The organism is Microvirga sp. GCM10011540, from assembly GCF_042650665.1.
In the GTDB taxonomy this organism is placed as follows: domain Bacteria; phylum Pseudomonadota; class Alphaproteobacteria; order Rhizobiales; family Beijerinckiaceae; genus Microvirga; species Microvirga lenta.
The window spans coordinates 36,744-61,756 of record NZ_JBHSBQ010000145.1 but is presented as its reverse complement, the minus strand read 5'-3'; the positions used below and the strand labels follow the sequence as shown (position 1 = coordinate 61,756).

The following is a 25,013-nucleotide window of genomic DNA, read 5'->3' as shown; positions in this document are numbered from 1 at the left end:
CTTGCGGGGAGCCGATGCCGGCGCCCGGCCCCGTTCAGTGCCGCAGGCCCGGAGCCTCCTGGCCGGTGCGCGCCACGTACTCGATGTAGCCGCCGCCATACTGATGGATGCCGTCAGGCGTGAGCTCCAGAACCCGGTTGGACAGCGCGCTCAGGAAGTGCCGGTCGTGCGAGACGAAGAGCATGGTGCCCTCATAGCGCGCGAGCGCCTCGATCAGCATCTCCTTCGTGGCCATGTCCAGATGGTTCGTCGGCTCGTCGAGCACCAGGAGGTTCGGCGGGTCGTAGAGCATCTTGGCCATGACCAGCCGCGCCTTCTCGCCGCCCGAGAGCACGCGGCATTTCTTTTCCGCATCGTCGCCCGAGAAGCCGAAGCATCCGGCGAGCGTGCGCAGGGAGCCCTGGCCCGCCTGCGGGAAGGAATCCTCCAGGAACTGGAACACCGTGCGGTCGCCGTCTAGCACCTCCATGGCGTGCTGGGCGAAGTAGCCCATCTTCACGCTGCTGCCGAGCGCGACCGTTCCTTGGTCGGGCGAAGTGGTGCCGGCCACCAGCTTCAGCAGCGTCGACTTGCCGGCGCCGTTCACGCCCATGACGCACCAGCGCTCCTTGCGCCGCACCGCGAAGTCCAGCCCCTCGTAGATGCTCCGGCTGCCGTAGCGCTTGTGGACGTTCTTGAGGCTGATCACGTCGTCGCCGGAGCGGGGCGCGGGCAGGAACTCGAACGCCACGGCCTGCCGGCGCCTGGGCGGCTCCACCCGCTCGATCTTCTCCAGCTTCTTGACCCGGCTCTGCACCTGGGCCGCGTGGGAAGCGCGCGCCTTGAAGCGCTCGATGAACTTGATCTCCTTGGCGAGCATCGCCTGCTGGCGCTCGAACTGCGCCTGCTGCTGCTTTTCGTTCAGCGCGCGCTGCTGCTCGTAGAACTCGTAGTCGCCGGAATAGGTGGTCAGCGTTCCGCCGTCGATCTCGATGATCTTGTTGACGATGCGGTTCATGAAGGCGCGGTCGTGCGAGGTCATGAGCAACGCGCCCTCGTAGCCCTTCAGGAACTCCTCCAGCCAGATGAGGCTCTCCAGGTCCAGGTGGTTGCTCGGCTCGTCGAGGAGCATGGCGTCCGGGCGCATCAGCAGGATGCGGGCGAGCGCGACGCGCATCTTCCAGCCGCCCGACAGGGCGCCCACGTCGCCGTCCATCATCTCCTGGCTGAAGCCCAGGCCCGCGAGAACCTCGCGCGCCCGGCCGTCGAGGGAATAGCCGTCCAGCTCCTCGTAGCGCGCCTGCACCTCGCCGTAGCGCTCGAGGATCTGGTCGAGTTCGTCCGCCCGGTCGGGATCCACCATCGCGGCTTCGAGCTCCTTCAGCTCGGCCGCCACCTCGCTCACCGGTCCCGCACCGGCCATGACCTCGGCCACGGCGCTGCGGCCCGCCATCTCGCCCACATCCTGGTTGAAATAGCCGATGGTGACGCCGCGATCGACGGAGACCTGCCCCTCGTCGGCCAGCTCCTCCCGGGTGATCATCCGGAAGAGGGTCGTCTTTCCCGCGCCGTTGGGGCCGACCAGACCGACCTTCTCTCCCTTCTGGAGGGTCGCGGAAGCCTCGATGAAGAGGATCCGGTGGCTGTTCTGCTTGCTGACGTTCTCGACGCGAATCATGGACCTTGAGCCTCAGGGAGTTGCGGCGGGCTTATGGCACGGGTCGCGCCGGGGGACGAGGGGCGCGGGCCGGACACGCGGACGCAGAGCCGGTTTTCCCCGAAATGCCCTTGCGCGCGAGCCCCTGGCGGGCGAGCCGCAATCTCTCCGTCGGCTCAGCCGAGGATCTGCCTGCCCCGCATCGGCGGGAAGCCCGACGGCTCCGGAGACCCGCCTTCCATCGCCCGGACCTTCTCCTCGACCAGATCGGCCAGGACGCTTTCCGGCTCGGCGGCGCGCAACTCGGTCACCGCGTCCTTGATCTGCTTCAGATCCAAAGGGGAAAGCATCGGTCTCGCGTGGTCCCCAAGCTCCCGGTCCGAGATCATCCCTGGTCCTCCGCTTGAGCCGGCAGTGCGGCATAAAGAGTTCGAGCTGAAACAGGCACGACCCTAAGCTCGGCTGGCTGCCCTCCGTATTGCGGGCGGATTACAGGTTTGTAATGGAGCAGGGGCGACCACGACCCTCCTCGTCTGGCGCAAGGACATTCCTCAGCGCAAGGTGGCGTGTCTTGCGGATATTCTCGCGGCCCCAGCCGATCCTCCCCGGCCGGAGAGCGGGACCGGAAAAGCTCATCTTGCGCAGGCCCCGAAGACTGCCTAAACCTTAGGCGGCCAATCATAAATCTCGGGGCGCCCTATTGCGGCGGCCCTCGCATCACTATATTGCGTCCTCATCAATTTTTCGCCCGGTTCGAGCCAGGGGCGCGGCCTAGCTTGCCGCGAACCGGGCCGCTTTGCTTTGAAAGACTAGCCTCATGAAGCTGCGCAACATCGCCATCATCGCCCACGTCGACCATGGCAAGACCACCCTCGTCGACAAGCTGCTCCAGCAGTCGGGCAGCTTCCGCGAGAACCAGCGCGTGGAAGAGCGCGCCATGGACTCGAACGACCTCGAGAAGGAGCGCGGCATCACCATCCTGGCCAAGGCGACCTCGGTCGTCTGGAAGGACACCCGCATCAACATCGTCGACACCCCCGGCCACGCCGATTTCGGCGGCGAGGTGGAGCGCATCCTGAGCATGGTGGACGGCGCCATCGTCCTCGTGGACGCGGCCGAAGGCCCGATGCCGCAGACCAAGTTCGTGGTGTCGAAGGCCCTCAAGATCGGCCTCAAGCCCATCGTGGCCATCAACAAGATCGACCGTCCCGACGCCCGCCACCAGGAAGTGATCAACGAGGTGTTCGACCTGTTCGCGGCGCTGGACGCCACCGACGAGCAGCTCGACTTCCCGATCCTCTACGGTTCGGGCCGCAACGGCTGGATGGCCAAGTCGCCCGAGGGCCCGAGCGACCAGGGCCTCGCCCCGCTGTTCGACCTCGTTCTGGAGCACGTGCCCCCGGCCAAGACCGAGGAAGGCCCGTTCCGCATGCTCGGCACCCTGCTCGAGGCCAACCCCTTCCTGGGCCGCATCGTCACGGGCCGCATCGCCTCCGGCACCGTGAAGCCGAACCAGACGATCAAGGTGATCGACCGTAACGGCAACCTGGTCGAGAACGGCCGCGTGTCCAAGATCCTGGCCTTCCGCGGCCTGGAGCGTCAGCCCATCGAAGTGGGCGAGGCGGGCGACATCGTGTCCATCGCGGGCCTCGTGAAGGGATCGGTGGCCGACACCTTCTGCGCCCCCGAGAACGACATCCCGATCCAGGCCCAGCCCATCGATCCGCCGACCGTGACCATGTCGTTCATCGTCAACGACTCACCCCTCGCCGGCACCGAGGGCGACAAGGTGACGAGCCGCATGATCCGCGACCGCCTGTTCAAGGAAGCGGAAGGCAACGTGACGCTCAAGATCGAGGAAGCCGCCGACAAGGACAGCTTCTACGTCTCCGGCCGCGGCGAATTGCAGCTCGCGATCCTGATCGAGACCATGCGCCGCGAGGGCTTCGAGCTCGCCGTGTCGCGTCCTCGCGTGGTGTTCGAGAAGGACGAGGCCACCGGCCAGCTCCTCGAGCCCGTCGAGGAAGTGGTGATCGACGTGGACGAGGAGTTCTCCGGCGTCGTGGTGCAGAAGATGTCCGAGCGCCGCGCCGAGATGGTCGAGATGCGCCCGTCGGGCGGCAATCGCCAGCGCCTGGTGTTCTACGCTCCGACCCGTGGCCTCATCGGCTACCAGAGCGAGCTTCTGACCGACACCCGCGGCACCGCGATCATGAACCGCCTGTTCCACGCCTACGAGCCCTACAAGGGCGAGATCGCCGGCCGCCGCAACGGCGTGCTGATCTCCAACGACTCGGGCGAGGCCGTGGCCTACGCCCTGTGGAACCTGGAAGATCGCGGCCCGATGATGATCGAGCCCGGCTGGAAGGTCTATCAGGGCATGATCGTGGGCGAGCACAACCGCGAGAACGACCTGGAAGTGAACGTGCTGAAGGGCAAGAAGCTCACCAACATCCGCACGACCTCCAAGGACGAGGCGGTGCGCCTGACCCCGCCGATCCGCATGACGCTGGAGCGGTCGCTCGCCTGGATCCAGGACGACGAGCTCGTCGAGGTGACGCCGAAGTCGATCCGCATCCGCAAGGCGATCCTCGACCCGAACGACCGCAAGCGCGCCGAGAAGCAGAAGGAAGCGCTCAGCGCCTGAGGCGAACAGGTCCGAGACGAACGAAAGGCCGCCCCTCTAGGGCGGCCTTTTTCATTGGGGCGGCGATCCGGGGAAGCCGGGACGAGCGAGCCCGGGCCGAACTGTGCAGGCTCACCCCTCGGCCTTGTCGCCCTGCCCCTTCTTGGCGCCCTCGCCCATCGGGTCGGTGGAATCCTCGCCGGAGGCGCTGGGATCGTCGCGGCCTTGGGGCGTCAGCCGCGGGGCGCTGATGTCCTTTTCGGTCGCCTGCTTGGACTTGTCGTCAGATTGAGCCATCGTTCTGTCCTCGTTTCGATCAGGATGGGCCGCCGGAACCGTCCGTGGGTCCGGAGCCGGATTCGGAGCCGGCATCGCCTTCGTTGCCGAGGGAGCGCGAGCCGCTCGGATCGGAAAGGCCGGTGGCGCGGCCGCCGGCATCCGTGCCGTTGGAAACGCTGCCCCGCGGACCGCCCGGAATGGTGCTCGAGCCGACGCCGGTTTCGTTCTCGGGCGAGGCTCCGCCCAGGTCGAAGCCGGGACGGTCTTCGCCGCCGCCTTCGGGCTTGCGGTCGGCGACTTCAGGGTCCGGGCGTTCGGTGGGCACCTTCGGCTCCTGCTGATCTTTTCCTGCCATTACCTTCTCCTTTTGTCCGTCATCCGGTCACGGAATCCGTGCCCTCGTCCGCGCCCGGAGGCGTCAGGGCTCCGGTGCCCGGGGTCGCGTCCGGGTTCGTGAGGGACGGCTGGCTGTGCGGCCCGGCCGCGGGCGGAGCATCGCCCTGCTTGCCTTGTCCGCTCTGGCTGCCGGAATTCTTCTCCGGCGAGGATGTGCGGCCGGCTTCGGGATCGACGTGATCTTCGGTGTGGTTGCCGTAACCTGCATTGCCCATAGGGCTCTCCTTACGTCATGAACGTTCGCGGTGGCTCTGTTCGGTATCGCCGCTTCCCTCGGCGGCCTTGCGGTCGTCTTCCGCACCCCGGGAGCCGATCCGGTCGGAATGCGCGCCCGACGAGCCGTCGACGGCGGGATTGCCCGGAAGCTGGGACCGGATCTTCGCCTCGGCGTCGGGCTGGGCATCCACCCTTGCGCCGCCTTCCCGATTCATCGGGTCGTCGTTCTTTCGGGACATGGATCTCAGCCCTTGCCCTTGTCGTCGCCGTTGACGGCCGTGGCGCGCGCGATGGCTTCGGCCGTCGCGTCCTTGTCGTCCGGCGAGAGGCTGGCGTCGCTCAAGTGCTTGGTGGTCTCGGGCGTCTCGGCGGCGGTGAGTTCGTCATGACCGTCGAACCCGGCATTGCTGGTCTGGCCCGTCTGGCCCTGGCGGTAATTGTAGGCCTCGCCGCCCGGCTGGCTCCAGACCCGGCGCAGGGTCGCGTTGCCCTCCGGACCGCCGTCCCGGTTGGGATCGATGGGGCTGTCGATGCCGCCGCGCTGCTCGTTGCGGATCTGGTCCGCGGTCTGGTCTTTCAACGAATGGGGTGCGTGTCTCTCCGCCATGACGAACTCCTTGGAACCGATGTTGCAGGGAGAACACGGCGGAACCGGAGAGGTTCTTGTCACGCTTGGGAAAAGCTTGTGCCGGCGGTACGGGCCTTGTGCTCGGGAAGAGGCCTAACGGAAACACGCCCGTTATCCCTTTCGGGATTTGGTCGAATGGCCGACCTGCAAGTGAGGCCCCTGGCGCATTTCCAGAAGCCTCACCTGGGCTGATCAGTACATCCAGAGGTACTCGTTCAGCCAGTAATGAAACCCGCTGTGCTTGTGAACGATAGGCTCGCTGCACATGGGGTATCTACCGCCACCATAGCTGAGACCGTAGCTGCTGCTGGGGCCGACGCCGAAGCCGAAGCTGGTATAGTCGTTGGAATTCGTGCCCGAAGCGGTTGTTGTCTGCACAAATGGCTCGTGAGCCGACTTGCCTCTGGGTGCCCCCCCGATCTCACCATCCTCATAAAAGTAGTTCTTGGCTGGCACTGTCATTACCCTTTCTTTGCGAATGACCTCACCGCCGACATGGCAATGAGATGTTGTTTCATCGCACGAAGGGAAGGGTGTCGTCTACTTCGGGGTGTAATTTTCTCCTTTGACACCCACAGGTAGAGCAATCTGTAGTCCTCCTCATTGAGGGCATGATACAGAACATGCCGTCAGAGGAGAAAAACCTGCGAGGCAGGCTGCGCAGGTTGGGTTGGCTCGGGCTCAGGCCCGTCCGACTGGAATGTCGGCTCATCAGGCGGAGCTCAAAGAGACGCGGATCGATGATGAGCCGCGTCCCCTTTCCAACGTTCGGAGTCGATGGTTCTTTGAAAGGCTCAGAGCCCCTCGAAGAGCGCGCTCGAAATGTAGCGCTCGGCGAAGGAGGGCGCGACCGTGACGATGCGCTTGCCCTTGAACTCCGGCCGCCCTGCGATTTCGAGCGCCGCGGCGATGTTCGCGCCGGTCGAGATGCCGCCGGGGATGCCCTCGAGCTTCGCGAGCTTGCGCGCCATCTCGAAAGCGGTCTGGTTGCCCACCGTCACCACGTCGTCGATCACGGCGCGGTCGAGCACGTCCGGCACGAAGCCGGCGCCGATGCCCTGGATCTTGTGCGGACCGGCCTGGCCGCCGGAGAGAACGGGGGAATCCTCCGGCTCCACCGCGACCACCTTCATGTTCGGCAGGCGTGGCTTGATCACCTGGCCGACGCCGGTGATGGTGCCGCCGGTGCCCACGCCCGCCACGAAGGCGTCGAGCTGGCCGTTGGTGTCGTTCCAGATCTCCTCAGCGGTGGTGCGGCGGTGGATCTCCGGGTTGGCCGGGTTCTTGAACTGCTGCGGGATCACCGAGTTCGGAATCTCCTGCAGCAGCTCCTCGGCCCGCGCGATGGCGCCCTTCATGCCCATCGGGCCGGGGGTGAGGACGAGTTCGGCGCCGAGGAACGCCAGCATCTTGCGGCGCTCGATCGACATGGTCTCGGGCATGACCAGGATCAGCCGGTAGCCGCGGGCGGCCGCCACGAAGGCGAGCGCGATGCCGGTATTGCCGGAGGTGGGCTCGATCAGGGTGTCGCCGGGCTTGATGCGGCCTTCGGCCTCCATCGCCTCGATCATGTTGACGCCGATGCGGTCCTTCACGCTCGAGATCGGGTTGAAGAATTCGAGCTTCACGAGGATCTCGGCATCGACCCCATGCTCCTTCGGCAGGCGGTTCAGCCGCACGAGCGGGGTGTTGCCGATGGTTTCGGTGATGGAGCCGTAGATGCGGCCGCGACCGGGCTTGGTGCTAGCTTCGGCCGGCTTGTTGAGCGTGTCAGCCATGAGATCCTCCTCGGGAATGCAGGAGTTCTTTATGCCTATTTGCGCGAAATGTCGATAATTAGATTATTTCACAAGTTAAATCGTGAAATCCACATGACCGGTCTGGTCGACCGCAGCTTCCGCCTGCGCCCGGTTGCAAAGATCCTCGACCGTTACCTGATCCAATTCCGCCAGGAAGGCTTCGGTTCCGCGCCTGACGACCGGCTCGACCACGACCTCGGCGAGGCGGGATTCCGGCCGGGGCGAACTGGCGTCCTCCTCCTGGGCCGTAATGGCGACGCGGACGATGTCGCCCGCCGTGATCCGCCGCCGTTCCCGGGCGAGTTCGTAGCCGCCGCGAGGGCCGCGCACGCCCTTGAGGATGCCCTGCCGGACCAGCGCCTGGAGGATCGGCTCCAGATGGCGCGGCGGCAGGTTGTGCCGCGCCGCGAGGGCCTTGGCGGAAACCGGCATGGGGCGCGCATGGAGGGCGATGTCCGTCACCGCTGCGATGGCGAGCAGGGAGCGGCGGGAAAGAAAGTTCATGGTCCCGTCCTCGCGAGCCCGGTCGACCCGAAGCCGGCCCCGGCGCGCTCGGTCTCGTCCACGTTCTCCACCTCCACCGGGACCACCGTCGTCACCGGCGCCACCACCATCTGGGCGACGCGCATGCCGCGGGTCACGGCGAAGGGCTCCTGCCCGAGATTGACCAGGAGCACCTGCACCTCGCCGCGATAATCCGCATCGATCGTGCCCGGCGCATTGAGAACGGTGACGCCGTGCTTGAGGGCGAGGCCGGAGCGGGGACGCACCTGCGCCTCGTAGCCGGGCTCGAGCTGCAGCACGAGGCCGGTGGGAATGAGTGCCCGCCGCAGGGGCTCCAGAACCACGGGCGCATCGGCGGGGTTGGCGGCAATAAGGTCCATGCCCGCCGCGCCGGCCGTCTCGTAGCGGGGCAGCGGCAGATCCCGGGCATGGTCGAGGCGCCGGAGGCGAAGGACGCGGCTCATGCCTTGCCGCCTCCCCAGGCCCCGAGCCGCTCCACGAGCCTGCGGGCGACATCCGCCTTCGACAGGGTCGGCCAGGTTTCGACATCCGACGCGGTGACGAGATGGACCGTGTTCCGGTCGCCGCCCATCACGCCCGTGGCCGCCGAGACGTCGTTGGCGACGATGAGATCGCAGCCCTTCTTCGCCAGCTTCTGCTTGGCGTGCTCGATCACGTGCTCCGTCTCCGCCGCGAAGCCGACCATCAGGGGCGGGCGGCCCTCGTTGCGGCGTGAGATGGTGGCGAGAATGTCGGGGTTTTCCGTAAGCGAGAGCTCCGGCAGGGCGCCGCCGTTCTTCTTGATCTTCTGCTCGCCCGCATTCGCGACCCGCCAATCGGCGACCGCCGCGGCGAAGATGCCGATATCGGCGGGCAGCGCCTGCTCCACGGCGGCGAGCATCTCCCGCGCGCTCTCCACGTGCAGCGTGGTGACGCCTGCGGGATCGGGCAGATCGACGGGTCCCGACACGAGCGTCACCCGGGCGCCCGCCTCGGCGGCCGCCCTGGCGATGGCGTGGCCCTGCTTGCCCGAGGAGCGGTTGGCGATGTAGCGCACGGGATCGATGGGCTCGTGCGTGGGGCCCGAGGTCACGAGCACGTGCTTGCCGGCGAGAGGCCCCGAGGGGGCAAGCAGCCGTTCCACAGCCGCCACGATCTCCAGGGGCTCGGACATGCGGCCGGGGCCGAACTCGGCCTCCGCCATGGCGCCCTCGTTCGGACCGGTCACGTGAACGCCGTCCGCCCGGAGCGTCGCGAGATTGCGCTGGGTCGCCGGATGCAGCCACATGCGCACGTTCATGGCGGGCGCGATCAGGATCGGGAGCGTCGTGGCGAGCAGCACCGTCGAGGCGAGGTCGTCCGCATGGCCGCCCGCCATCTTGGCCATCAGGTTGGCGGTGGCGGGAGCAACGATGACGGCATCCGCATCGCGGGCCAGGCGGATATGGCCGATATCGGCCTCGTCCTCGCGGTCGAACAGGTCCGTGTGGGTGCGCTGCCCCGAGATGGCCGAGGCCGCGAGCGGCGTGACGAATTCCTGAGCGCCCGCCGTCATGATGCAGCGCACGGAGGCGCCGCGCTCGCGCAGGCGGCGGATCAGGTCGAGGGATTTGTAGGCCGCGATCCCGCCGCCGATGACGAGGAGGATGCGTTTGCCCGAGAGCGCCATCGTCACAACCTTTCGAACAGCATGATCATCAGCGACGCGGCGATGATCCACAAGGCCGCCGTCCCCCAGCGGGCGCCCCGTGCCTCCGCCCGCCCGATGGCGGCGATGCTCTCGCGTTCGAGGGAGACGCCCTTGGCGGTCACGTCCTCGAGCTGGTTGAGGACGCGCTCGGCGCGCAGGGCGAGGTCCGGCAGGTCGCCGATGACGCCCGCGAGCGTCAGCAGGCCGCTGCCCGCCTGCTCCATGCGGCCGATGGGGCCGAGATTGCGCTCGATCCACTCACGCACCACCGGTTCGGAGGTGGTCCACATGTCGAGCCGCGGGTCGAGATTGCGGGCCACGCCCTCCACCACCACCATGGTCTTCTGCAGCATGACGAGCTCGATGCGCGTCGCCATGTCGAACAGGTACGTGATCTCGAACAGCAGCGTGAGCAGCTTCGCCATGGAGATCTCGTCGGCGCGCCGGTCGTGGATCGGCTCGCCGATGGCCCGGATCGCCTGCGCGAAATCCTCCACCGAATGGTGCGGCGGCACGTAGCCGGCCTCGAAATGCACCCGGGCCACGCGCAGATAGTCCCGGCGGATGAAGCCGAGCAGGATTTCCGCCAGGAAGCGGCGCTCCTTCATGCCCAAGCGGCCCATGATGCCGAAATCGACCGCGACGAGGCGGCCCGCCCGGTCCACGAACAGGTTGCCCGGATGCATGTCCGCGTGGAAGAAGCCGTCGCGGATCGCATGGCGCAGGAAGGACTGGATCACCGCGCGGGCCAGCGCCACCCGGTCGAACCCGGCCGCATCGATGGCGGCCAGGTCGTTGAGGCGGATGCCCTCGATCCAGGTGGTGGTCAGCACGTCCCGGGCGGTGAGGTCCCATTCCGGCTTGGGCACCCGGAAATCCGGATCGTCCTTGGTGTTCTCGGCCAGTTCGGAGACGGCCGCCGCCTCGAGGCGCAGGTCCATCTCGACCGCGACCGAGCGGGCCAGGGTCTCGACGATCTCCATCGGCTTCAGGCGGCGCGCGTCCGGCACCAGGCGCGCGAAGAGCTTGGCGGCGGCCCGCATGGCCTGCAGGTCGCGGGCGAAGCCCTCGCGCACCCCCGGCCGCACCACCTTCACGGCGACGGTCTCCTCGCCCTCCGGCGTGCGGATGCGGGCCTTGTGGACCTGCGCGATGGAGGCGGCGGCGATCGGGTCGCTGAATTCCAGGAAGAGTTCGTCGATGGGCCGCCCCAGGGCGAGCTCGACCATGCGGACGGCCTCGGCCCGGGGAAAGGGCGGCATCCGGTCCTGCAGGCGCTCCAGGTCGTGGGCGGCGGCCACGCCGACGATGTCGGGGCGCGTCGCCAGGAACTGGCCGAATTTCACGTAGGAAGGCCCGAGCCGGGTCAGGGCCGCGGAGAGCCGCGCCGCGCCGTCCCCGGCGCCCTTGCGCTCGACGAGGCGGGCGAGACGCAGGACCGCGCGTCCGGCCGGCGGGAGCACGCTGGGGTCGATGAGCGCCAGCGCGCCCTCGCGGGCCAGGATGAAGCCGGCGCGGGCGTTGCGGGCGAGGTGGACGAGGCTGCCGATCACGTCAGATCTTCCAGCCGGAATGGATGGCGACGACACCCGCCGTGAGGGGGCGGTGGGTGACGCGCTTGAATCCGGCCTCCTCGATCATGCGCGCGAAGGCCCCGGGGGCCGGAAAGCGACGGATCGACTCGACGAGATACTGGTAGGATTCCGCATCCCCCGTCACCGCCTGCCCGAGCCGCGGGATCACGTTGAAGGAATAGGCGTCGTAGATCCGGTCCAGTCCCGGCACGTCGACCTTGGAGAATTCCAGGCACAGGAAGCGTCCGCCGGGCTTCAGCACCCGGTGCGCCTCGCGAAGCGCCGCATCGATGCGCGGCACGTTCCGGATGCCGAACGCGATGGTGTAGGCGTCGTAGGCTTTCGATTCGAGCGGCAGCTCCTCCGCATTGGCCTCGACGAAGTCGATGCGGCCCTCGTAGCGGTGGCCCGCCCGCTCGCGACCCACCTTCAGCATCTCGCCGTTGATGTCGAGCACCGTCACATGGGTCTGGGGCCCGCCCGCATCGAGGATGCGGAAGGCCACGTCGCCCGTGCCGCCGGCCACGTCGAGGTGGCGGAAGGGCCGGTCCTTCGGCGGGCGCAGGGTGGTCACGAGGGTGTTCTTCCACAGGCGGTGGAGACCGGCCGACATGAGGTCGTTCATGAGGTCGTAGCGGCCGGCGACCGAGTGGAAGACCTCGTTGACCCGCCCCTGTTTCTCGGTGAGCGGCACGGATTGGAACCCGAAATGGGTCTTCTCGTCGGTCATGGTCTCACAGGCCTCCCGCGTGCGTGTTGTCGCGATCCATAGCGGATGAAGGCCCGGAAGGCTATGTAAGGGGTCGTCGGAACCGAAGAGATGGTTGATGCCTGAACTGCCTGAAGTCGAAACCGTTCGCCGCGGCCTGGAGCCCGCCATGGTGGGGGCCCGCTTCACCAAGGTGGCGCAGCGCCGGCCGGACCTGCGCTTTCCCTTCCCCGAACGCTTCGCCGAGCGCCTCGAAGGGCAGGAGGTGACCGCGCTCGGGCGTCGGGCGAAGTACCTGCTCGCGGACCTGTCCTCCGGCGAGGTGCTCGTGATGCATCTGGGCATGTCGGGCCGGTTCCTCGTCACGAAAGGCGGCGAGACCGCGATGCCGGGGGAGTTCCACCACGAGCACGGGTCCCTGGGCGCCCACGACCACGTGGTCTTCGGCTTCACCAACGGCGCGACGGTGACCTACAACGACGCCCGCCGCTTCGGCTTCATGGATCTGGTGCCCCGGTCGGGGATCGAGACCAGCAGGCATTTCAAGGATATGGGGATCGAGCCCCTCGGGAACGAACTCTCGGGCGAGGCCATCGCGCGGCTCTTCAAGGGCAAGCGCACGCCCCTGAAGGCCGCCCTGCTCGACCAGCGCCTGATCGCGGGCCTCGGCAACATCTATGTGTGCGAGGCCCTGTTCCGCACCGGCCTGCATCCGGAGGCGCCCGCCGGCTCCCTGGCGACCGCGGCGGGCGAGCCCACCGAGAAGGCGCACCGCCTGGCCGGCATCATCCGCGACGTGCTCGCCGAGGCGGTGGAGGCGGGCGGCTCGACCCTGCGCGACCATGCGCAGGTGGACGGGTCCCTCGGCTATTTCCAGCATTCCTTCCGGGTCTACGACCGGGAGGGCGAGCCCTGCGTGACGCCCGGCTGCACCGGCACGGTGGGCCGCCTCGTCCAATCGGGACGCTCCACCTTCTACTGCCCCGAATGCCAGAAATGACAGGCGTCGCTTAAAGGCGTACACTCCCTCCCGTCGACGGCAGGTTGCGGCCCCACACGATCGGCGCCGCAAGGGGGGCGCGGGCGCACTGCACGACACCGGGTGCCGGAATCGCCTGAACGCTGTTCGGGAGGAACGGCCATGGCGAAGCTCCACGCCCTTCACGACGCCGGCACGGTGCTGGACGAACCCCTCGTGCGCCGGATCGGACCGGCCGATCTCCGGCAGGCCCTGGCGGCGGGGATCGACGATTTCAAGGCGATGCCGACCCACGCCTTCTTCATCGCCCTGATCTATCCCGTCCTGGGCCTCGTCCTGGCCCGGATCATCCTCGGCTCCGACGTGCTGCCGCTCCTCTTTCCCCTCATGTCGGGCTTCGCCCTGGTGGGCCCCTTCGCGGCCGTCGGACTCTACGAGCTCAGCCGCCGCCGCGAGCGGGGGCAGGCATTCTCCCTGGCCCATGCCCTGCGGATGCTGCGTTCGCCCGCCATCGGCTCCATCGCGGCGCTCGGCGCCCTGATGCTCGCGGTCTTCGTGGTTTGGATCACCACGGCCCAGCTCCTCTACCAGGCGACCTTCGGCAGCCATGTGCCGGCCACCGTGGGCGGCTTCCTGCAGGAGGTCTTCGCCACGGGCCGGGGCTGGGCGCTGATTCTCGCCGGGAACCTGCTGGGCCTCGTCTTCAGCGCCGTGGCCCTGAGCCTCAGTGTGGTGTCGTTTCCCATGCTCATCGACCGGGACGTGAGCGCCGCCACGGCCGTGCGGACCTCGATCCGGGCCGTGGCGGCCAATCCGGCGACCATGGCGCTTTGGGGCCTGACGGTGGCGGGCGCCCTCGCCCTCGGTTTCCTGACGCTCTTCCTCGGCCTCGCCGTGGTGCTCCCGGTCCTGGGCCACGCCACCTGGCACCTCTACCGCCGGGTCGTGGCCTCCTGAGGACCGTCGCCCGGAAACCTGCAATTCCCTCTTGCCGAGCCTCATCGCCTCGCCTACCGGTGGGCCACCCTGGAGGAGACGGCGCATGGCCTATGAAACGATTCTCGTCGAGACCCGCGGCAAGGTGGGGCTCATCACCCTCAACCGGCCCAAGGCCCTGAACGCCCTCAACTCCGCCCTCCTCGGCGAGGTGAACCGGGCGCTCGACGCCTTCGAGGCGGATCCGAACGTGGGCTGCATCGTGATCACCGGCTCGGAGAAGGCCTTCGCGGCCGGCGCCGACATCAAGGAGATGTCGGACCTCTCCTATCCCCGGACCTACATGGACGACTTCTTCGTCGGCTGGGACCGGGTGGCGAACCGGCGCAAGCCGATGATCGCGGCGGTGGCAGGCTTCGCGCTCGGCGGCGGCTGCGAATTCGCCATGATGTGCGACTTCATCATCGCGGCCGACACCGCGAAGTTCGGCCAGCCGGAGATCAAGCTCGGCGTCATGCCCGGCATGGGCGGCACCCAGCGCCTGACCCGCCTGATCGGCCGGGCCAAGGCCATGGAGATGTGCCTCACCGGCCGCATGATGGGCGCCGAGGAGGCCGAACGCTCCGGCCTCGTCGCCCGGGTAGTGCCCGCGGCCGATCTCCTGAGCGAGGCCTTCAAGACCGCCGAGACCATCGCGTCCATGTCGCTCCCCATCGCCATGATGACGAAGGAGAGCATCAACCGCGCCGACGAGATGGGCCTGGCCGAAGGCATCCGCTTCGAGCGGCGCGTCTTCCACGCCATGTTCGCGACCGCCGACCAGAAGGAAGGCATGGCCGCCTTCGTCGAGAAGCGCGCACCCCAGTTCAAAGGCCAGTAGGCCGTGACCGAACTCGGCTTCGACATGATCGCGGTTCTGGCCGCGGTCTCCTTCCTCGCCGGCTTCGTGGACGCCATCGCCGGCGGCGGCGGGCTCCTGACGGTGCCGGCCCTGCTGCTCGCCGGTCTCGATCCGGCGCAGGCCATCGCCACCAACAAGGTGCAGGGGGTCGTGGGCGCCGCCTCGGCCACCTACACCTTCGGCCGCAAGGGCCTGATCGATTGGCGTTCCGCCTGGCGTTTCGCGCTGGTCTCGTTCGCGAGCGGCGTCGCCGGCGCGCTCTGCGTCCGGTTCCTGCCGAGGCCGGTGCTCGAGGCGCTGATTCCCGCCCTCCTGATCGTCATCGCCTTCTATTTCGCCCTGTCGCCCAAGATAAAGGACGCCGACGCCCAGGCCCGGATGAGCGCCCTCGCCTTCGGCCTGACCGTTCCGGTCGCGGTCGGCTTCTACGACGGGATCTTCGGCCCCGGGGCCGGCTCCTTCTACATGTTGGGCTTCGTCACCCTCCTGGGCTACGGGGTGGTGCGGGCGACCGCCCATACCAAGCTGCTCAATTTCGCGAGCAATCTGGGCAGCCTCCTTCTCTATGCGGCCACCGGCGCCGTGGTCTGGCCGGTCGGCCTTGTCATGGCCGGAGCCGCCCTGCTGGGGGCCCAGGTCGGCTCGCGGCTGGCGATCCGCCTCGGCAGCCGGATCATCCGTCCCCTGCTCGTGGTGGTGTCCGGAATGATGGCCCTGAGGCTCCTTCTCGACCCCGCCAATCCCTGGCGTCAGGCCCTGAAAGCGCTTTTTTGACGCGTGAATGACGGCCGGCGTTGACGTTGAGCCGTCGCGCAGCTATAAGCCGCCACACATGAGCCCGCGCCATCCGCGGGCTCTTCGGTTTCCATGCAATCACCCGATCGCCGCGGAGCTCCTCTAAGCCAGGCTCGTCGCATCGGATATCAGAGAACGAGGTTAGGCCATGGCCAACACCGTGTCGGCCAAGAAGATGACCCGCAAGATCGCGAAGCGCACCGCGATCAACCGCTCGCGCCGCAGCCGGATGCGGACCTTCATCCGCAAGGTCGAGGAGGCGATCGCCTCCGGCAACCAGACCGAGGCCGTCGCCGCCCTGCGCGCCGCCGAGCCCGAGATGATGCGCGCCGCTCAGAAGGGCATCCTGCACGCCAACACCGCCTCGCGGAAGGTGTCGCGTCTGGCCCACCGCATCAAGACGCTGAGCGCCTGAGAAGCAGCCCTTCCGCTGCTCCTAATCAAGACGGATGAGACCCGGCCGAAAGGCCGGGTTTTTTCATGATTCCGACCCGGCTAATGAATTCCCGTTTTATCCACATAAGCCCTTGACTCTTATCCCCGGACGCGGGGTGAAGCGCGGACGGCTCAAGATCGAAACTGCGCAGGAAAAACGAAGCTTAACCAATATCTTAGCAGGCAAAGCTTCGTGAAGCATCCTTATCCACCCCGACTCGGGCCGAATCGAACGTGAATCAACGTTGCGCGAAAACTCTTTTTGCCGGCTTGCGGACAAGCTGTGATGGAACAGTGAATCGGTTGAAGAGTCAGGACTTTATGGCTGTCGGTGAAAAGCTGTGGACGGCCCTGTGGAGCCTTTAGGGGCATCCGGGGCTCGGGCCGCCTGTTCGTCCGTGTTGCACCCCCCCTACCCCCTGTGTAAGGTCAATCCACTTCGACGGTCCGCCGCGAAGTCATCCACTCAAGTGCCGATGTATAGAGCTCACACACGAGGACGGGGCGTTGCTTCACGCGTCTATAAAGCAAGAGAAAGTCTGTTCCTCGCCCAGGGTTCACTTGGAAAGACTTGAGAGGGGGCCGAGAAGATAGCCAGGTTTGGCTGTCTCGTCTTAAAGGTAAACCAAAAATCTTTAGTACAACTGGGGGCGCCAGGTTTTGGCTTCCTGTGGGTCACTTGTGCCTATGGGGTTCAAAACAGGCAGTGGCGTTGGGGTCTCGACCTTTTTCGAGCGGGACCTCGTGGAGGGGATATTGATGCAGCGCAGTGAAGATCACCGCACCTTTTCCGCTTCGAGCGAGAGCGGTGTCGAACCCTCGGCGGAGCAAACGGCATCGGACGTATGGGCAAGGGTCAAGCGCCGGCTCAGGGCCGAGCTGGGCGAGGACATCTTCGCCAGCTGGTTCGGCCGGCTGGAGGTGGACGCGGTCGTGGAGGGCTGCGCCTATCTCACCGTTCCGACCCGCTTCCTGAAGAGCTGGATCGAATCCCACTATTCTGACCGGGTGCTGGCCGTGTACCGGTCCGAGGCTCCCGATGTGGAGCGCATCGTCATCGGCGTCCGCAACACCCTGGGCCGGGGCGAGACCCCGCCGGCGCGCCGGGCCAGCGAGGCGCCGCGCGCGACCCCGGCTGCGACCATCGTGGGCACGAGCACGGAAAGCGACGCCAAGCCCGTCTCCATGCCGGCGCCCGAGCCGCGCGGCGAGGCCTCCGATCTCGGCGGCGCGCCGCTCGATCCCCGCCTGACCTTCGAAAGCTTCATCATCGGCCGCTCGAACGCCCTCGCCCATGCGGCGGCGGACCGGGTCGCCCAGTCCCAGAACGGGCAGGTGATCTACAACCCGCTCTACCTCCATGCGGGCGTGGGCCTCGGCAAGACGCACCTCCTTCATGCCATCGGCCATGCGGTGCGCTCCCAGGGGCGGCGCGTGATCTATCTCACCGCCGACCGCTTCATGTACGGCTTCGTCGCCTCCCTGAAGGCGCAGACGTCCCTGGCTTTCAAGGAGCGCCTGCGCGGCATCGACCTGCTCATCATCGACGACGTGCAGTTCATCCAGGGCAAGCAGATCCAGCAGGAATTCGGCCACACGCTGAACTCCCTCATCGATGCGGGCCGCCAGATCGTCGTCGCGGCGGACCGCCCGCCGGCGGATCTGGAGAGCCTCGACGAGCGGGTGCGCTCGCGCCTGGCCGGCGGCCTCGTGGTCGAGGTCGGCGCCCTGGACGAGGCCCTGCGGGCGTCGATCCTCACCACCCGGATCGATGCGTTGAAGCAGATTCATCCGACCTTCGAGGTCGGACCGAGCGTGGTCTCCTACGTGGCCCGCTCCATCACGGCCAACGGTCGCGACCTCGAAGGCGCCGTCAACCGGCTCCTGGCCCACGCGACCCTGACGGGCTCGGCCATCACGCTGGAAACGGCGGAGGCCGCGATCCGGGACCTGGTGCGCAACCGCGAGCCCAAGCGCGTCAAGATCGAGGACATCCAGAAGCTGGTGGCCTCGCGCTACAACGTCTCCCGCTCGGACATCCTCTCGGAGCGCCGCACCGCCGCCGTGGTGCGCCCGCGCCAGATCGCCATGTACCTGTCCAAGGTGCTCACCCTGCGGTCCCTGCCGGAGATCGGCCGCCGCTTCGGCGGGCGCGACCACACCACCGTGCTCCACGCGGTGCGCAAGATCGAGAAGGCCCTGGGCGAGGACAACGCCCTGTCCGACGAGGTCGAGCTCCTGAAGCGGATGCTGCAGGAATAGGCATCCGCACGATAAAGCGCGGGGGTTGTTGAGGAAAGCGGGGCCCGGCCTTGCTTTCTCCGGCAACACCCGCCAATCTTTGCGCCCCGCTTTCCTGCCCGGCCATCCGGCGCCGGGCGGTCGAGCCAAGAATTCCAACGAAAACGGGTGTTGGGACTATGAGAGTGACTGTTGAGCGCGCCGCCCTTCTGAAGGCGCTCGGGCATGTGCATCGCGTCGTCGAGCGGCGCAACACCATTCCGATCCTGTCCAACGTTCTCCTGCGCGCGGAGGACGGGACCCTGCGCCTGAAGGCGACGGACCTGGACATCGAGGTGACCGAGACGATCGCCGCCGACATCACGGATGCGGGCTCGACCACCGTTCCGGCCTACATGATCTACGACATCGTCCGCAAGCTGCCGGACGGCTCGCAGGTCTCCCTGGAGACGACGGGCGATACGGGCCAGATGCAGATCCGCTCGGGCCGCTCGCGCTTCATGCTGCAGGCCCTGCCCGAAAGCGATTTTCCCGATCTCGCCGCCGGCGACCTGCCGCACCGCTTCACCCTCGCGGCAGCCGACCTCAAGCGCCTGATCGAGAAGACGCAGTTCGCGATCTCGACGGAGGAGACGCGCTACTACCTCAACGGCATCTTCCTCCACACCATCGATGTGGGCGGCACCACCATGATGCGCGCGGTGGCGACGGACGGACACCGCCTCGCCCGGGTCGAGATGCCCGCGCCTGCGGGCTCCGAGGGCATGCCGGGCGTGATCGTTCCGCGCAAGGCCGTGGCCGAGATCGTCAAGCTGGTCGAGGACGGCTCGGAGAGCATCACCATCGAGCTTTCCTCCGCCAAGGTGCGCCTGACCTTCGACGGCGTCGTGCTGACCTCCAAGCTCATCGACGGCACCTTCCCGGACTACCAGCGCGTGATCCCCAGCGGCAACGACAAGCTCCTCACGGTCGAGCGCAGCGATTTCGCCAAGGCGGTGGACCGCGTCTCCACCATCTCGTCGGAGCGGGGCCGCGCCGTGAAGCTGGCGCTCAACGAGGGCCGCCTGACGCTCACCGTCAACAACCCGGATTCGGGCAGCGCGACGGAGGAGATCGAGGTCGATTACGACGCGGCGCCGATCGATATCGGCTTCAACGCCCGCTATCTCCTCGACATCACGGCCCAGCTCGACGGCGACACCGCCCTGTTCAAGCTCGCCGATCCCGGCTCTCCCACCCTCGTCCAGGACCGCGAGGGCGCCTCCGCCCTCTACGTGCTGATGCCGATGCGGGTGTGAGCCCCGTCGTCATTCCGGCGCCGCGAAGCGCAGCCCGGAACCTGTAGCGGCCGAGATTTCGGAAGAGCAGGAAGAACGCTTCACCTCGTCCCAAGACGTTGGGGTTCATGGATTCCGGGCCCGCACCTCCGGTGCGTCCCGGAATGACGGAGCCGGCTTTCAGGCCAACCAATCCGCTTGATCTTTCGCGCCTGCTCCTGAATGAAGGGCGCGCATGTCCTCCGCCCCCCTCGCCGCTTCGCGAATCGCCCGCCTCATCCTCCAGGATTTCCGCACCTATGCGAGCCTGGACCTCGCCGTGTCGCGCCCGCTCGTGGCGCTGGTGGGCGAGAACGGGGCGGGCAAGACCAACATCCTCGAGGCGATCTCGCTCTTCATGCCCGGCCGCGGCCTGCGGCGGGCGGAACTCGGCGACATGGCGCGCCAGGGCGGAGCGGGCTCGTTCGCCATCTCGGTCGCCCTCGACACCCCTTACGGCGAGCACCGCCTCGGAACCGGCCTGGAGCTTCAGGGCGAGGCGGCGCGGGCCTCCCGCATCTGCCGCATCGACGGCATGGCGGCGTCCTCGCCGGCCGCCTTTGCCGAGCACCTGCGCATCGTCTGGCTGACGCCGGATCTCGACGCCCTCTTTCGCGGACCGGCCGGCGACCGCCGCCGCTTCCTCGACCGGCTCGTCCTGGCGGTCGATGCGGAGCACGGCACGCGGGTGAACGCACTGGAACGGGCGCTGCGCTCCCGCAACCGGGTGCTGGAGGAGAATCCCGACGACCGCCTCTGGCTCGACGCCCTGGAGCGCGAGGTGGCGGAGCTGGCCATCGCGGTGGCTGCGGCGCGCCAGGAGACGGTCGGGCGGCTCGCCGCCCTGATCCAGGAAACCCGCGAGGAGGAATCGCCCTTCCCGTTCGCGACCCTGAGCCTGGAGGGCGAGATCGACGCCCTGGTGGCGGCCCTTCCTGCTGTGGACGCGGAGGACCGTTACCGGGCGATCCTGCGCGACCAGCGTCCCCGCGACCGGGCGGCGGGGCGCACCCTCGTGGGGCCGCAGGCGACGGACCTGCTCGTGCGCCACGGCCCGAAGGACATTCCCGCCGGCATGGCCTCCACCGGCGAGCAGAAGGCGCTCCTCATCGGCCTGGTGCTGGCCCATGCGCGGCTCGTGGCCAGCATGAGCGGCATCGCGCCCTTCGTGCTTCTCGACGAGGTCGCCGCCCATCTCGATCCCCGCCGCCGGGCGGGCCTGTTCGCGGCCCTGGAGGCGCTGGGCGGCCAGGTCTGGATGACAGGCGCGGATCCGAGCCTCTTCGCCGAGCTGAAAGGCCGCGCGGACATTCTCCAGGTAAGCCCCGGCCATGTGGAGGCCCTGACGGCCCTATGACCCGCGCCATGGCATTCGCCCGCCCCTTCCTCGTGTTGAGCGGCCTCGGGCTTCTCGGAATCCTGTCCCTGGTCCCCACCCTCGGGCCCACCATCGCGCAGATCCAGCACCTGCCGGAGGCGCCGCCGCTCTCGGAAGCCGCTCTGGCTGCCATCCTGCTGGTCCAGCCGACCCTGCTGCTCCTGGCGGCGGTGGCCGTCGGGGTGGGCCTGAGCGAGCGGGCGGGCCTCGTTTCCCTCGTCCAGCGCCGCTGCCGCGGCCAGGCCGTGCCCGAAACGGCGGCGGGAGGCTGGCTCACGGCCCTGCTCCTCGGGGCTCTCGCCGGGACGGTGGCCGCGGCCGTGGATCTGGTCCTGCGCCAGCTCCATCTGGCCTCCTTCGCCGGAATTCCGCGCCTCGACGACGCCCCAGTGGCGGGGAAGATCATGGCGCTCCTCTACGGCGGCATCACCGAGGAACTCATGACCCGCTTCGGCCTCATGACCCTCTTTCTCTGGATCGGAACCCGCCTCCTGCGCGGGAAGCGCCCCCTCTGGCTCGTCTGGGCGGCCATCGCCCTGGCGAGTCTCCTCTTCGCGGCGGGGCATCTGCCGGCCCTTGCCGGCACGACCCGGCCGGACACCGTCCTGATCCTGCGGACGCTCGGCCTCAACGGCCTGCTCGGGCTCGTCTACGGCTGGCTCTACGCCTCCCGCAGCCTGGAACACGCCATGTTGGCGCACATGGCCACTCATGTGATATTCTGGATCGCAACGCCGTTTCTTGTCCTTCTGGGGCTCTAGTCATGGACCTCGCCGGCCTTCTGGTCTTCGCCACCGCCCTGTTCATCGCCGCGGCCTCCCCGGGGCCGGGCATTGCCGCCATCGTGGCGCGGGTGCTGGGGCGGGGAACCCAGGGCGCGGCCGCCTTCAGCGCCGGGCTCGCCGTCGGCGACGTGGTCTGGCTGACCTTCGCCATCGTCGGCCTGGCGGCGCTCGCGCAGACCTTCCACGGGGTCTTCCTGGTGGTGAAATGGGCCGGCGCCGCCTACCTGCTCTACATCGCCTACAGGCTCTGGACGGCCCCTGCCGCCCCGCAGGAGGTGGAGGTCGACCGGAAGGCCGAGCATCCGGCCAAGCTCTTCCTGGCGGGCCTCGCGGTCACCATGGGCAACCCGAAGGTCATGGTGTTCTACCTGGCGCTCCTGCCCACCCTCCTTGACCTGACCCGGATCACGGTTTTGGGCTATGCGGAACTCGTGGCCGCGACCCTGACGGTGCTGGGGGTGGTGTTCGCCGCCTATATCGGCCTCGCGGCCCGGGCGCGGCGTCTCTTCACCAGTCCCAGGGCGATCCGCATCCTCAACCGGACCACCGGAACCGTCATGGCCGGGGCTGCCGCTGCGATAGCCTCGCGCTGAGCCTAAATTCCGGCTTTTTCTGCTGTTTTTCCACGCTTTCCCACGCGCGCGTATGCGCGCGGGGGTGAAATTTCAATCATCCGACACTAAATAATTTACCTGACGAATCAGACACCGGGCGCGCATCCCCTTTCCTGCCGCGCCGTGAAGGATCCCAAATGGCCGAACCCGCAATCAACGTGAATGCCGACGCCTACGGCGCGGACTCGATCAAGGTCCTCAAGGGCCTCGATGCGGTGCGCAAGCGGCCCGGCATGTATATCGGCGATACCGATGACGGCTCGGGCCTGCACCACATGGTCTACGAGGTGGTGGACAACGCCATCGACGAGGCGCTCGCCGGTCACGCGACCGAAGTCACCGTCACGCTCAACGCCGACGGATCGGTGACCGTCACCGACAACGGCCGCGGCATCCCCACCGACATCCACAAGGGCGAGGGCATCTCGGCGGCCGAGGTCATCATGACCCAGCTGCACGCGGGCGGTAAGTTCGACCAGAATTCCTACAAGGTCTCCGGCGGCCTGCACGGCGTCGGCGTCTCCGTGGTGAATGCCCTGTCGAGCTGGCTCAAACTGCGCATCTTCCGCAACGGCAAGGAGCACTTCATCGAGTTCCGCCACGGAGACGCGGTGGCCCCGCTGGCCGTGGTCGGCGATGCCAATGGCCGCAAGGGCACGGAAGTGACCTTCCTGGCCTCCACCGAAACCTTCACCATGGTGGAGTACGATTACGACACCCTGGAGCACCGCCTGCGCGAGCTGGCGTTCCTCAATTCGGGCGTGCGCATCATCCTCAGCGACAACCGCCATGCGGAGCGCAAGCACGAGGAGCTGATGTACGAAGGCGGCGTGGAAGCCTTCGTGCGCTATCTCGACCGGGCCAAGACCCCGCTCATCCAGCAGCCCATCGTCATCCGGTCCGAGAAGGACGGCATCGGCGTCGAGGTCGCCCTGTGGTGGAACGACTCCTACCACGAGAGCGTGCTCTGCTTCACCAACAACATCCCGCAGCGCGACGGCGGCACGCACCTCGCGGGCTTCCGCGCGGCCCTGACCCGTCAGGTCACGGGCTATGCGGAATCCTCCGGCATGACCAAGAAGGAGAAGGTTTCGCTGACCGGCGACGATTGCCGCGAGGGCCTGACCGCGGTCGTGTCCGTGAAGGTGCCCGACCCCAAATTCTCGTCGCAGACCAAGGACAAGCTCGTCTCGTCCGAGGTGCGTCCGGCTGTCGAGAACGTGGTCAACGAGGCGCTCAACAACTGGCTCGAGGAACATCCTCAGGAAGCCCGGACCCTCGTCGGCAAGGTGGTCGAGGCCGCCGCCGCCCGCGAGGCCGCCCGCAAGGCCCGCGAGCTCACCCGCCGCAAGGGCGCCCTCGACGTGGCGTCCCTGCCCGGCAAGCTCGCCGACTGCCAGGAGCGCGATCCGTCCAAGTGCGAAATCCTCCTGGTGGAGGGCGACTCGGCCGGCGGCTCGGCCAAGCAGGGCCGCGACCGCGCCTTCCAGGCCGTGCTGCCCCTGCGCGGCAAGATCCTCAACGTGGAGCGCGCGCGCTTCGACAAGATGCTGTCGTCCCAGGAGATCGGCACGCTGATCACGGCGCTCGGCACCGGCATCGGCCGCGAGGAGTTCAACCCCGACAAGCTGCGCTACCACCGCATCATCATCATGACGGACGCGGACGTGGACGGCTCGCACATCCGCACCCTGCTGCTCACGTTCTTCTTCCGGCAGATGCCGGAGCTGATCGAGCGCGGGCACCTCTACATCGCGCAGCCGCCGCTCTACAAGGCGACCCGCGGCAAGCAGGCGATCTACCTGAAGGACGAGCGCGCGCTCGAGGACTTCCTCATCGACGCGGGCATCGAGAACGCGGTGCTTCGCCTGGAATCCGGCCTGGAATTCCACGGCGACCAGCTGAAAGGCCTGATCGACGAGGCCCGCCTCGTGCGCCAGGTTCTGTCGAGCCTGCATTCGCGCTACGACCGCAAGGTGGTGGAGCAGGCGGCCATCGCCGGAGCCCTGCGTCCCGACGTGGTGGAGGACCCCGAGCGCGGCCCCGCGGCGGCAACCTACATCGCCCAGCGTCTCGATGCGATCTCGGAAGAGATCGAGCGCGGCTGGACCGGCGAGGTTCGCGAGGGCGGCTATGTCTTCTCGCGCACGGTGCGCGGCGTGAAGCAGGTCGCCGTGCTGGACCAGGCTCTCATCGCCAGCCAGGAGGCCAAGAAGCTCGACGAGCGTTCCGCCACCCTGCAGGACGTCTATGCCAAGCCGGCCGTGCTGGTGCGCAAGAACGACGAGATGGCGATCGACGGGCCGCTGACCCTGTTCCAGTCGGTGCTCGCCGCCGGCCGCAAGGGCTTGCAGCTCCAGCGCTACAAAGGCCTCGGCGAGATGACCGCCCAGCAGCTCTGGGAGACCACCCTCGACCGCGACGTGCGCTCGCTCCTGCAGGTGAAGGTGAAGGATTCCACCGACGCCGACGATCTCTTCGTCAAGCTCATGGGTGACGTGGTGGAGCCCCGCCGCGAGTTCATCCAGGAGAACGCCCTCTCGGTGGCGAACCTGGACGTCTGATCCGGATGTCCT

At 67.6% G+C, this 25,013-nt stretch carries 26 protein-coding genes; 12 read left to right on the top strand and 14 right to left on the bottom strand.

Annotated elements, in window-relative coordinates; translation table 11 throughout:
• Window positions 1–34: 34 nt before the first annotated feature.
• Together ACFOYU_RS26260 and ACFOYU_RS26255 are read right to left on the bottom strand one after the other, a co-directional pair.
• The gene (locus tag ACFOYU_RS26260; protein WP_377035814.1) at window positions 35–1,657 is read right to left on the bottom strand and encodes an ABC-F family ATP-binding cassette domain-containing protein; all 1,623 of its coding nucleotides are present in this window, start codon (window positions 1,655–1,657) and stop codon (window positions 35–37) included.
• A 155-nt stretch (window positions 1,658–1,812) separates the two neighbouring features.
• The gene (locus ACFOYU_RS26255; RefSeq protein WP_377035813.1) at window positions 1,813–1,986 is read right to left on the bottom strand and encodes a hypothetical protein; all 174 of its coding nucleotides are present in this window, start codon (window positions 1,984–1,986) and stop codon (window positions 1,813–1,815) included.
• Between the two features lie 467 nt (window positions 1,987–2,453).
• Between ACFOYU_RS26255 and typA the strand changes: the two genes are divergently transcribed.
• A complete protein-coding gene (typA, locus tag ACFOYU_RS26250) occupies window positions 2,454–4,283 on the top strand; it encodes a translational GTPase TypA (protein WP_226738763.1) in 1,830 nt (609 codons plus the stop codon).
• Window positions 4,284–4,394: 111 nt separating this feature from the next.
• On the opposite strand, the gene ACFOYU_RS26245 is transcribed toward typA, so the two are convergent.
• The 12 genes from ACFOYU_RS26245 to ubiE form a co-directional block, all read right to left on the bottom strand.
• Complete coding sequence (locus tag ACFOYU_RS26245; protein ID WP_226738761.1) at window positions 4,395–4,559, bottom strand: hypothetical protein; 165 nt, start codon at window positions 4,557–4,559, stop codon at window positions 4,395–4,397.
• 19 nt (window positions 4,560–4,578) lie between these two features.
• Window positions 4,579–4,896 (bottom strand): hypothetical protein, encoded by a 318-nt coding sequence (locus ACFOYU_RS26240; protein ID WP_226738760.1) that lies wholly within the window; start codon window positions 4,894–4,896, stop codon window positions 4,579–4,581.
• A gap of 19 nt (window positions 4,897–4,915) precedes the next feature.
• Complete coding sequence (locus tag ACFOYU_RS26235) at window positions 4,916–5,152, bottom strand: hypothetical protein (protein ID WP_226738758.1); 237 nt, start codon at window positions 5,150–5,152, stop codon at window positions 4,916–4,918.
• A 15-nt stretch (window positions 5,153–5,167) separates the two neighbouring features.
• The gene (locus ACFOYU_RS26230; RefSeq protein WP_226738756.1) at window positions 5,168–5,392 is read right to left on the bottom strand and encodes a hypothetical protein; all 225 of its coding nucleotides are present in this window, start codon (window positions 5,390–5,392) and stop codon (window positions 5,168–5,170) included.
• Window positions 5,393–5,397: 5 nt separating this feature from the next.
• Window positions 5,398–5,760 (bottom strand): hypothetical protein, encoded by a 363-nt coding sequence (locus ACFOYU_RS26225; RefSeq protein ID WP_377035812.1) that lies wholly within the window; start codon window positions 5,758–5,760, stop codon window positions 5,398–5,400.
• A gap of 213 nt (window positions 5,761–5,973) precedes the next feature.
• Entirely contained in the window at window positions 5,974–6,243 is a 270-nt protein-coding gene (locus ACFOYU_RS26220; RefSeq protein ID WP_377035811.1) for a hypothetical protein, read from the bottom strand.
• 332 nt (window positions 6,244–6,575) lie between these two features.
• Window positions 6,576–7,559: a cysteine synthase A gene (cysK, locus tag ACFOYU_RS26215; protein ID WP_226738752.1), complete on the bottom strand. Its 984-nt coding sequence runs from the start codon at window positions 7,557–7,559 to the stop codon at window positions 6,576–6,578.
• 75 nt (window positions 7,560–7,634) lie between these two features.
• The gene (locus tag ACFOYU_RS26210) at window positions 7,635–8,084 is read right to left on the bottom strand and encodes an Rrf2 family transcriptional regulator (RefSeq protein WP_226738750.1); all 450 of its coding nucleotides are present in this window, start codon (window positions 8,082–8,084) and stop codon (window positions 7,635–7,637) included.
• Entirely contained in the window at window positions 8,081–8,548 is a 468-nt protein-coding gene (gene dut, locus ACFOYU_RS26205) for a dUTP diphosphatase (RefSeq protein ID WP_377035810.1), read from the bottom strand. Before dut ends, ACFOYU_RS26210 begins: the two co-directional genes overlap by 4 nt.
• Complete coding sequence (gene coaBC, locus ACFOYU_RS26200; protein WP_226738746.1) at window positions 8,545–9,753, bottom strand: bifunctional phosphopantothenoylcysteine decarboxylase/phosphopantothenate--cysteine ligase CoaBC; 1,209 nt, start codon at window positions 9,751–9,753, stop codon at window positions 8,545–8,547. Before coaBC ends, dut begins: the two co-directional genes overlap by 4 nt.
• Window positions 9,754–9,755: 2 nt before the next feature.
• Complete coding sequence (gene ubiB / locus ACFOYU_RS26195; RefSeq protein ID WP_377035809.1) at window positions 9,756–11,327, bottom strand: 2-polyprenylphenol 6-hydroxylase; 1,572 nt, start codon at window positions 11,325–11,327, stop codon at window positions 9,756–9,758.
• A 1-nt stretch (window position 11,328) separates the two neighbouring features.
• Entirely contained in the window at window positions 11,329–12,078 is a 750-nt protein-coding gene (ubiE, locus tag ACFOYU_RS26190; RefSeq protein WP_377035808.1) for a bifunctional demethylmenaquinone methyltransferase/2-methoxy-6-polyprenyl-1,4-benzoquinol methylase UbiE, read from the bottom strand.
• A 97-nt stretch (window positions 12,079–12,175) separates the two neighbouring features.
• On the opposite strand from ubiE, the gene mutM reads away from it, so the two are divergent.
• The 11 genes from mutM to gyrB all read left to right on the top strand — a co-directional run bounded on the left by mutM (window position 12,176) and on the right by gyrB (window position 25,001).
• Window positions 12,176–13,057: a bifunctional DNA-formamidopyrimidine glycosylase/DNA-(apurinic or apyrimidinic site) lyase gene (gene mutM, locus ACFOYU_RS26185; protein ID WP_226738740.1), complete on the top strand. Its 882-nt coding sequence runs from the start codon at window positions 12,176–12,178 to the stop codon at window positions 13,055–13,057.
• A 141-nt stretch (window positions 13,058–13,198) separates the two neighbouring features.
• Complete coding sequence (locus tag ACFOYU_RS26180; protein ID WP_377035807.1) at window positions 13,199–13,993, top strand: DUF2189 domain-containing protein; 795 nt, start codon at window positions 13,199–13,201, stop codon at window positions 13,991–13,993.
• An 85-nt stretch (window positions 13,994–14,078) separates the two neighbouring features.
• On the top strand, window positions 14,079–14,852 hold the full coding sequence (locus ACFOYU_RS26175) for an enoyl-CoA hydratase (protein ID WP_377035806.1): 774 nt from the start codon (window positions 14,079–14,081) through the stop codon (window positions 14,850–14,852).
• Between the two features lie 3 nt (window positions 14,853–14,855).
• Window positions 14,856–15,647, top strand: coding sequence for a TSUP family transporter (locus tag ACFOYU_RS26170; protein ID WP_377035805.1), 792 nt, complete (start codon window positions 14,856–14,858; stop codon window positions 15,645–15,647).
• 169 nt (window positions 15,648–15,816) lie between these two features.
• The gene (gene rpsT, locus ACFOYU_RS26165; RefSeq protein ID WP_226738732.1) at window positions 15,817–16,083 is read left to right on the top strand and encodes a 30S ribosomal protein S20; all 267 of its coding nucleotides are present in this window, start codon (window positions 15,817–15,819) and stop codon (window positions 16,081–16,083) included.
• Window positions 16,084–16,862: 779 nt separating this feature from the next.
• On the top strand, window positions 16,863–18,365 hold the full coding sequence (gene dnaA, locus ACFOYU_RS26160) for a chromosomal replication initiator protein DnaA (RefSeq protein WP_377035804.1): 1,503 nt from the start codon (window positions 16,863–16,865) through the stop codon (window positions 18,363–18,365).
• A gap of 158 nt (window positions 18,366–18,523) precedes the next feature.
• Window positions 18,524–19,642 (top strand): DNA polymerase III subunit beta, encoded by a 1,119-nt coding sequence (gene dnaN / locus ACFOYU_RS26155; RefSeq protein ID WP_377035803.1) that lies wholly within the window; start codon window positions 18,524–18,526, stop codon window positions 19,640–19,642.
• Window positions 19,643–19,856: 214 nt separating this feature from the next.
• The gene (recF, locus tag ACFOYU_RS26150) at window positions 19,857–21,017 is read left to right on the top strand and encodes a DNA replication/repair protein RecF (protein WP_377035802.1); all 1,161 of its coding nucleotides are present in this window, start codon (window positions 19,857–19,859) and stop codon (window positions 21,015–21,017) included.
• A gap of 8 nt (window positions 21,018–21,025) precedes the next feature.
• On the top strand, window positions 21,026–21,799 hold the full coding sequence (locus ACFOYU_RS26145; protein WP_377035801.1) for a type II CAAX prenyl endopeptidase Rce1 family protein: 774 nt from the start codon (window positions 21,026–21,028) through the stop codon (window positions 21,797–21,799).
• Window positions 21,800–21,801: 2 nt separating this feature from the next.
• Window positions 21,802–22,416, top strand: coding sequence for a LysE family translocator (locus ACFOYU_RS26140; RefSeq protein WP_377035800.1), 615 nt, complete (start codon window positions 21,802–21,804; stop codon window positions 22,414–22,416).
• Between the two features lie 158 nt (window positions 22,417–22,574).
• Entirely contained in the window at window positions 22,575–25,001 is a 2,427-nt protein-coding gene (gene gyrB, locus ACFOYU_RS26135) for a DNA topoisomerase (ATP-hydrolyzing) subunit B (protein WP_377035799.1), read from the top strand.
• Window positions 25,002–25,013: the final 12 nt, after the last annotated feature.

Bases quoted from the DNA above. Each gene is read 5' to 3' on its own strand.
- ACFOYU_RS26260 (WP_377035814.1), bottom strand. From the start codon at position 1,657: ATGATTCGCGTCGAGAACGTCAGCAAGCAGAACAGCCACCGGATCCTC.
- ACFOYU_RS26255 (WP_377035813.1), bottom strand. From the start codon at position 1,986: ATGCTTTCCCCTTTGGATCTGAAGCAGATCAAGGACGCGGTGACCGAG.
- typA (WP_226738763.1), top strand. From the start codon at position 2,454: ATGAAGCTGCGCAACATCGCCATCATCGCCCACGTCGACCATGGCAAG.
- ACFOYU_RS26245 (WP_226738761.1), bottom strand. From the start codon at position 4,559: ATGGCTCAATCTGACGACAAGTCCAAGCAGGCGACCGAAAAGGACATC.
- ACFOYU_RS26240 (WP_226738760.1), bottom strand. From the start codon at position 4,896: ATGGCAGGAAAAGATCAGCAGGAGCCGAAGGTGCCCACCGAACGCCCG.
- ACFOYU_RS26235 (WP_226738758.1), bottom strand. From the start codon at position 5,152: ATGGGCAATGCAGGTTACGGCAACCACACCGAAGATCACGTCGATCCC.
- ACFOYU_RS26230 (WP_226738756.1), bottom strand. From the start codon at position 5,392: ATGTCCCGAAAGAACGACGACCCGATGAATCGGGAAGGCGGCGCAAGG.
- ACFOYU_RS26225 (WP_377035812.1), bottom strand. From the start codon at position 5,760: ATGGCGGAGAGACACGCACCCCATTCGTTGAAAGACCAGACCGCGGAC.
- ACFOYU_RS26220 (WP_377035811.1), bottom strand. From the start codon at position 6,243: ATGACAGTGCCAGCCAAGAACTACTTTTATGAGGATGGTGAGATCGGG.
- cysK (WP_226738752.1), bottom strand. From the start codon at position 7,559: ATGGCTGACACGCTCAACAAGCCGGCCGAAGCTAGCACCAAGCCCGGT.
- ACFOYU_RS26210 (WP_226738750.1), bottom strand. From the start codon at position 8,084: ATGAACTTTCTTTCCCGCCGCTCCCTGCTCGCCATCGCAGCGGTGACG.
- dut (WP_377035810.1), bottom strand. From the start codon at position 8,548: ATGAGCCGCGTCCTTCGCCTCCGGCGCCTCGACCATGCCCGGGATCTG.
- coaBC (WP_226738746.1), bottom strand. From the start codon at position 9,753: ATGGCGCTCTCGGGCAAACGCATCCTCCTCGTCATCGGCGGCGGGATC.
- ubiE (WP_377035808.1), bottom strand. From the start codon at position 12,078: ATGACCGACGAGAAGACCCATTTCGGGTTCCAATCCGTGCCGCTCACC.
- mutM (WP_226738740.1), top strand. From the start codon at position 12,176: ATGCCTGAACTGCCTGAAGTCGAAACCGTTCGCCGCGGCCTGGAGCCC.
- ACFOYU_RS26180 (WP_377035807.1), top strand. From the start codon at position 13,199: ATGGCGAAGCTCCACGCCCTTCACGACGCCGGCACGGTGCTGGACGAA.
- ACFOYU_RS26175 (WP_377035806.1), top strand. From the start codon at position 14,079: ATGGCCTATGAAACGATTCTCGTCGAGACCCGCGGCAAGGTGGGGCTC.
- rpsT (WP_226738732.1), top strand. From the start codon at position 15,817: ATGGCCAACACCGTGTCGGCCAAGAAGATGACCCGCAAGATCGCGAAG.
- dnaA (WP_377035804.1), top strand. From the start codon at position 16,863: ATGCAGCGCAGTGAAGATCACCGCACCTTTTCCGCTTCGAGCGAGAGC.
- dnaN (WP_377035803.1), top strand. From the start codon at position 18,524: ATGAGAGTGACTGTTGAGCGCGCCGCCCTTCTGAAGGCGCTCGGGCAT.
- recF (WP_377035802.1), top strand. From the start codon at position 19,857: ATGTCCTCCGCCCCCCTCGCCGCTTCGCGAATCGCCCGCCTCATCCTC.
- ACFOYU_RS26145 (WP_377035801.1), top strand. From the start codon at position 21,026: ATGGCATTCGCCCGCCCCTTCCTCGTGTTGAGCGGCCTCGGGCTTCTC.
- ACFOYU_RS26140 (WP_377035800.1), top strand. From the start codon at position 21,802: ATGGACCTCGCCGGCCTTCTGGTCTTCGCCACCGCCCTGTTCATCGCC.
- gyrB (WP_377035799.1), top strand. From the start codon at position 22,575: ATGGCCGAACCCGCAATCAACGTGAATGCCGACGCCTACGGCGCGGAC.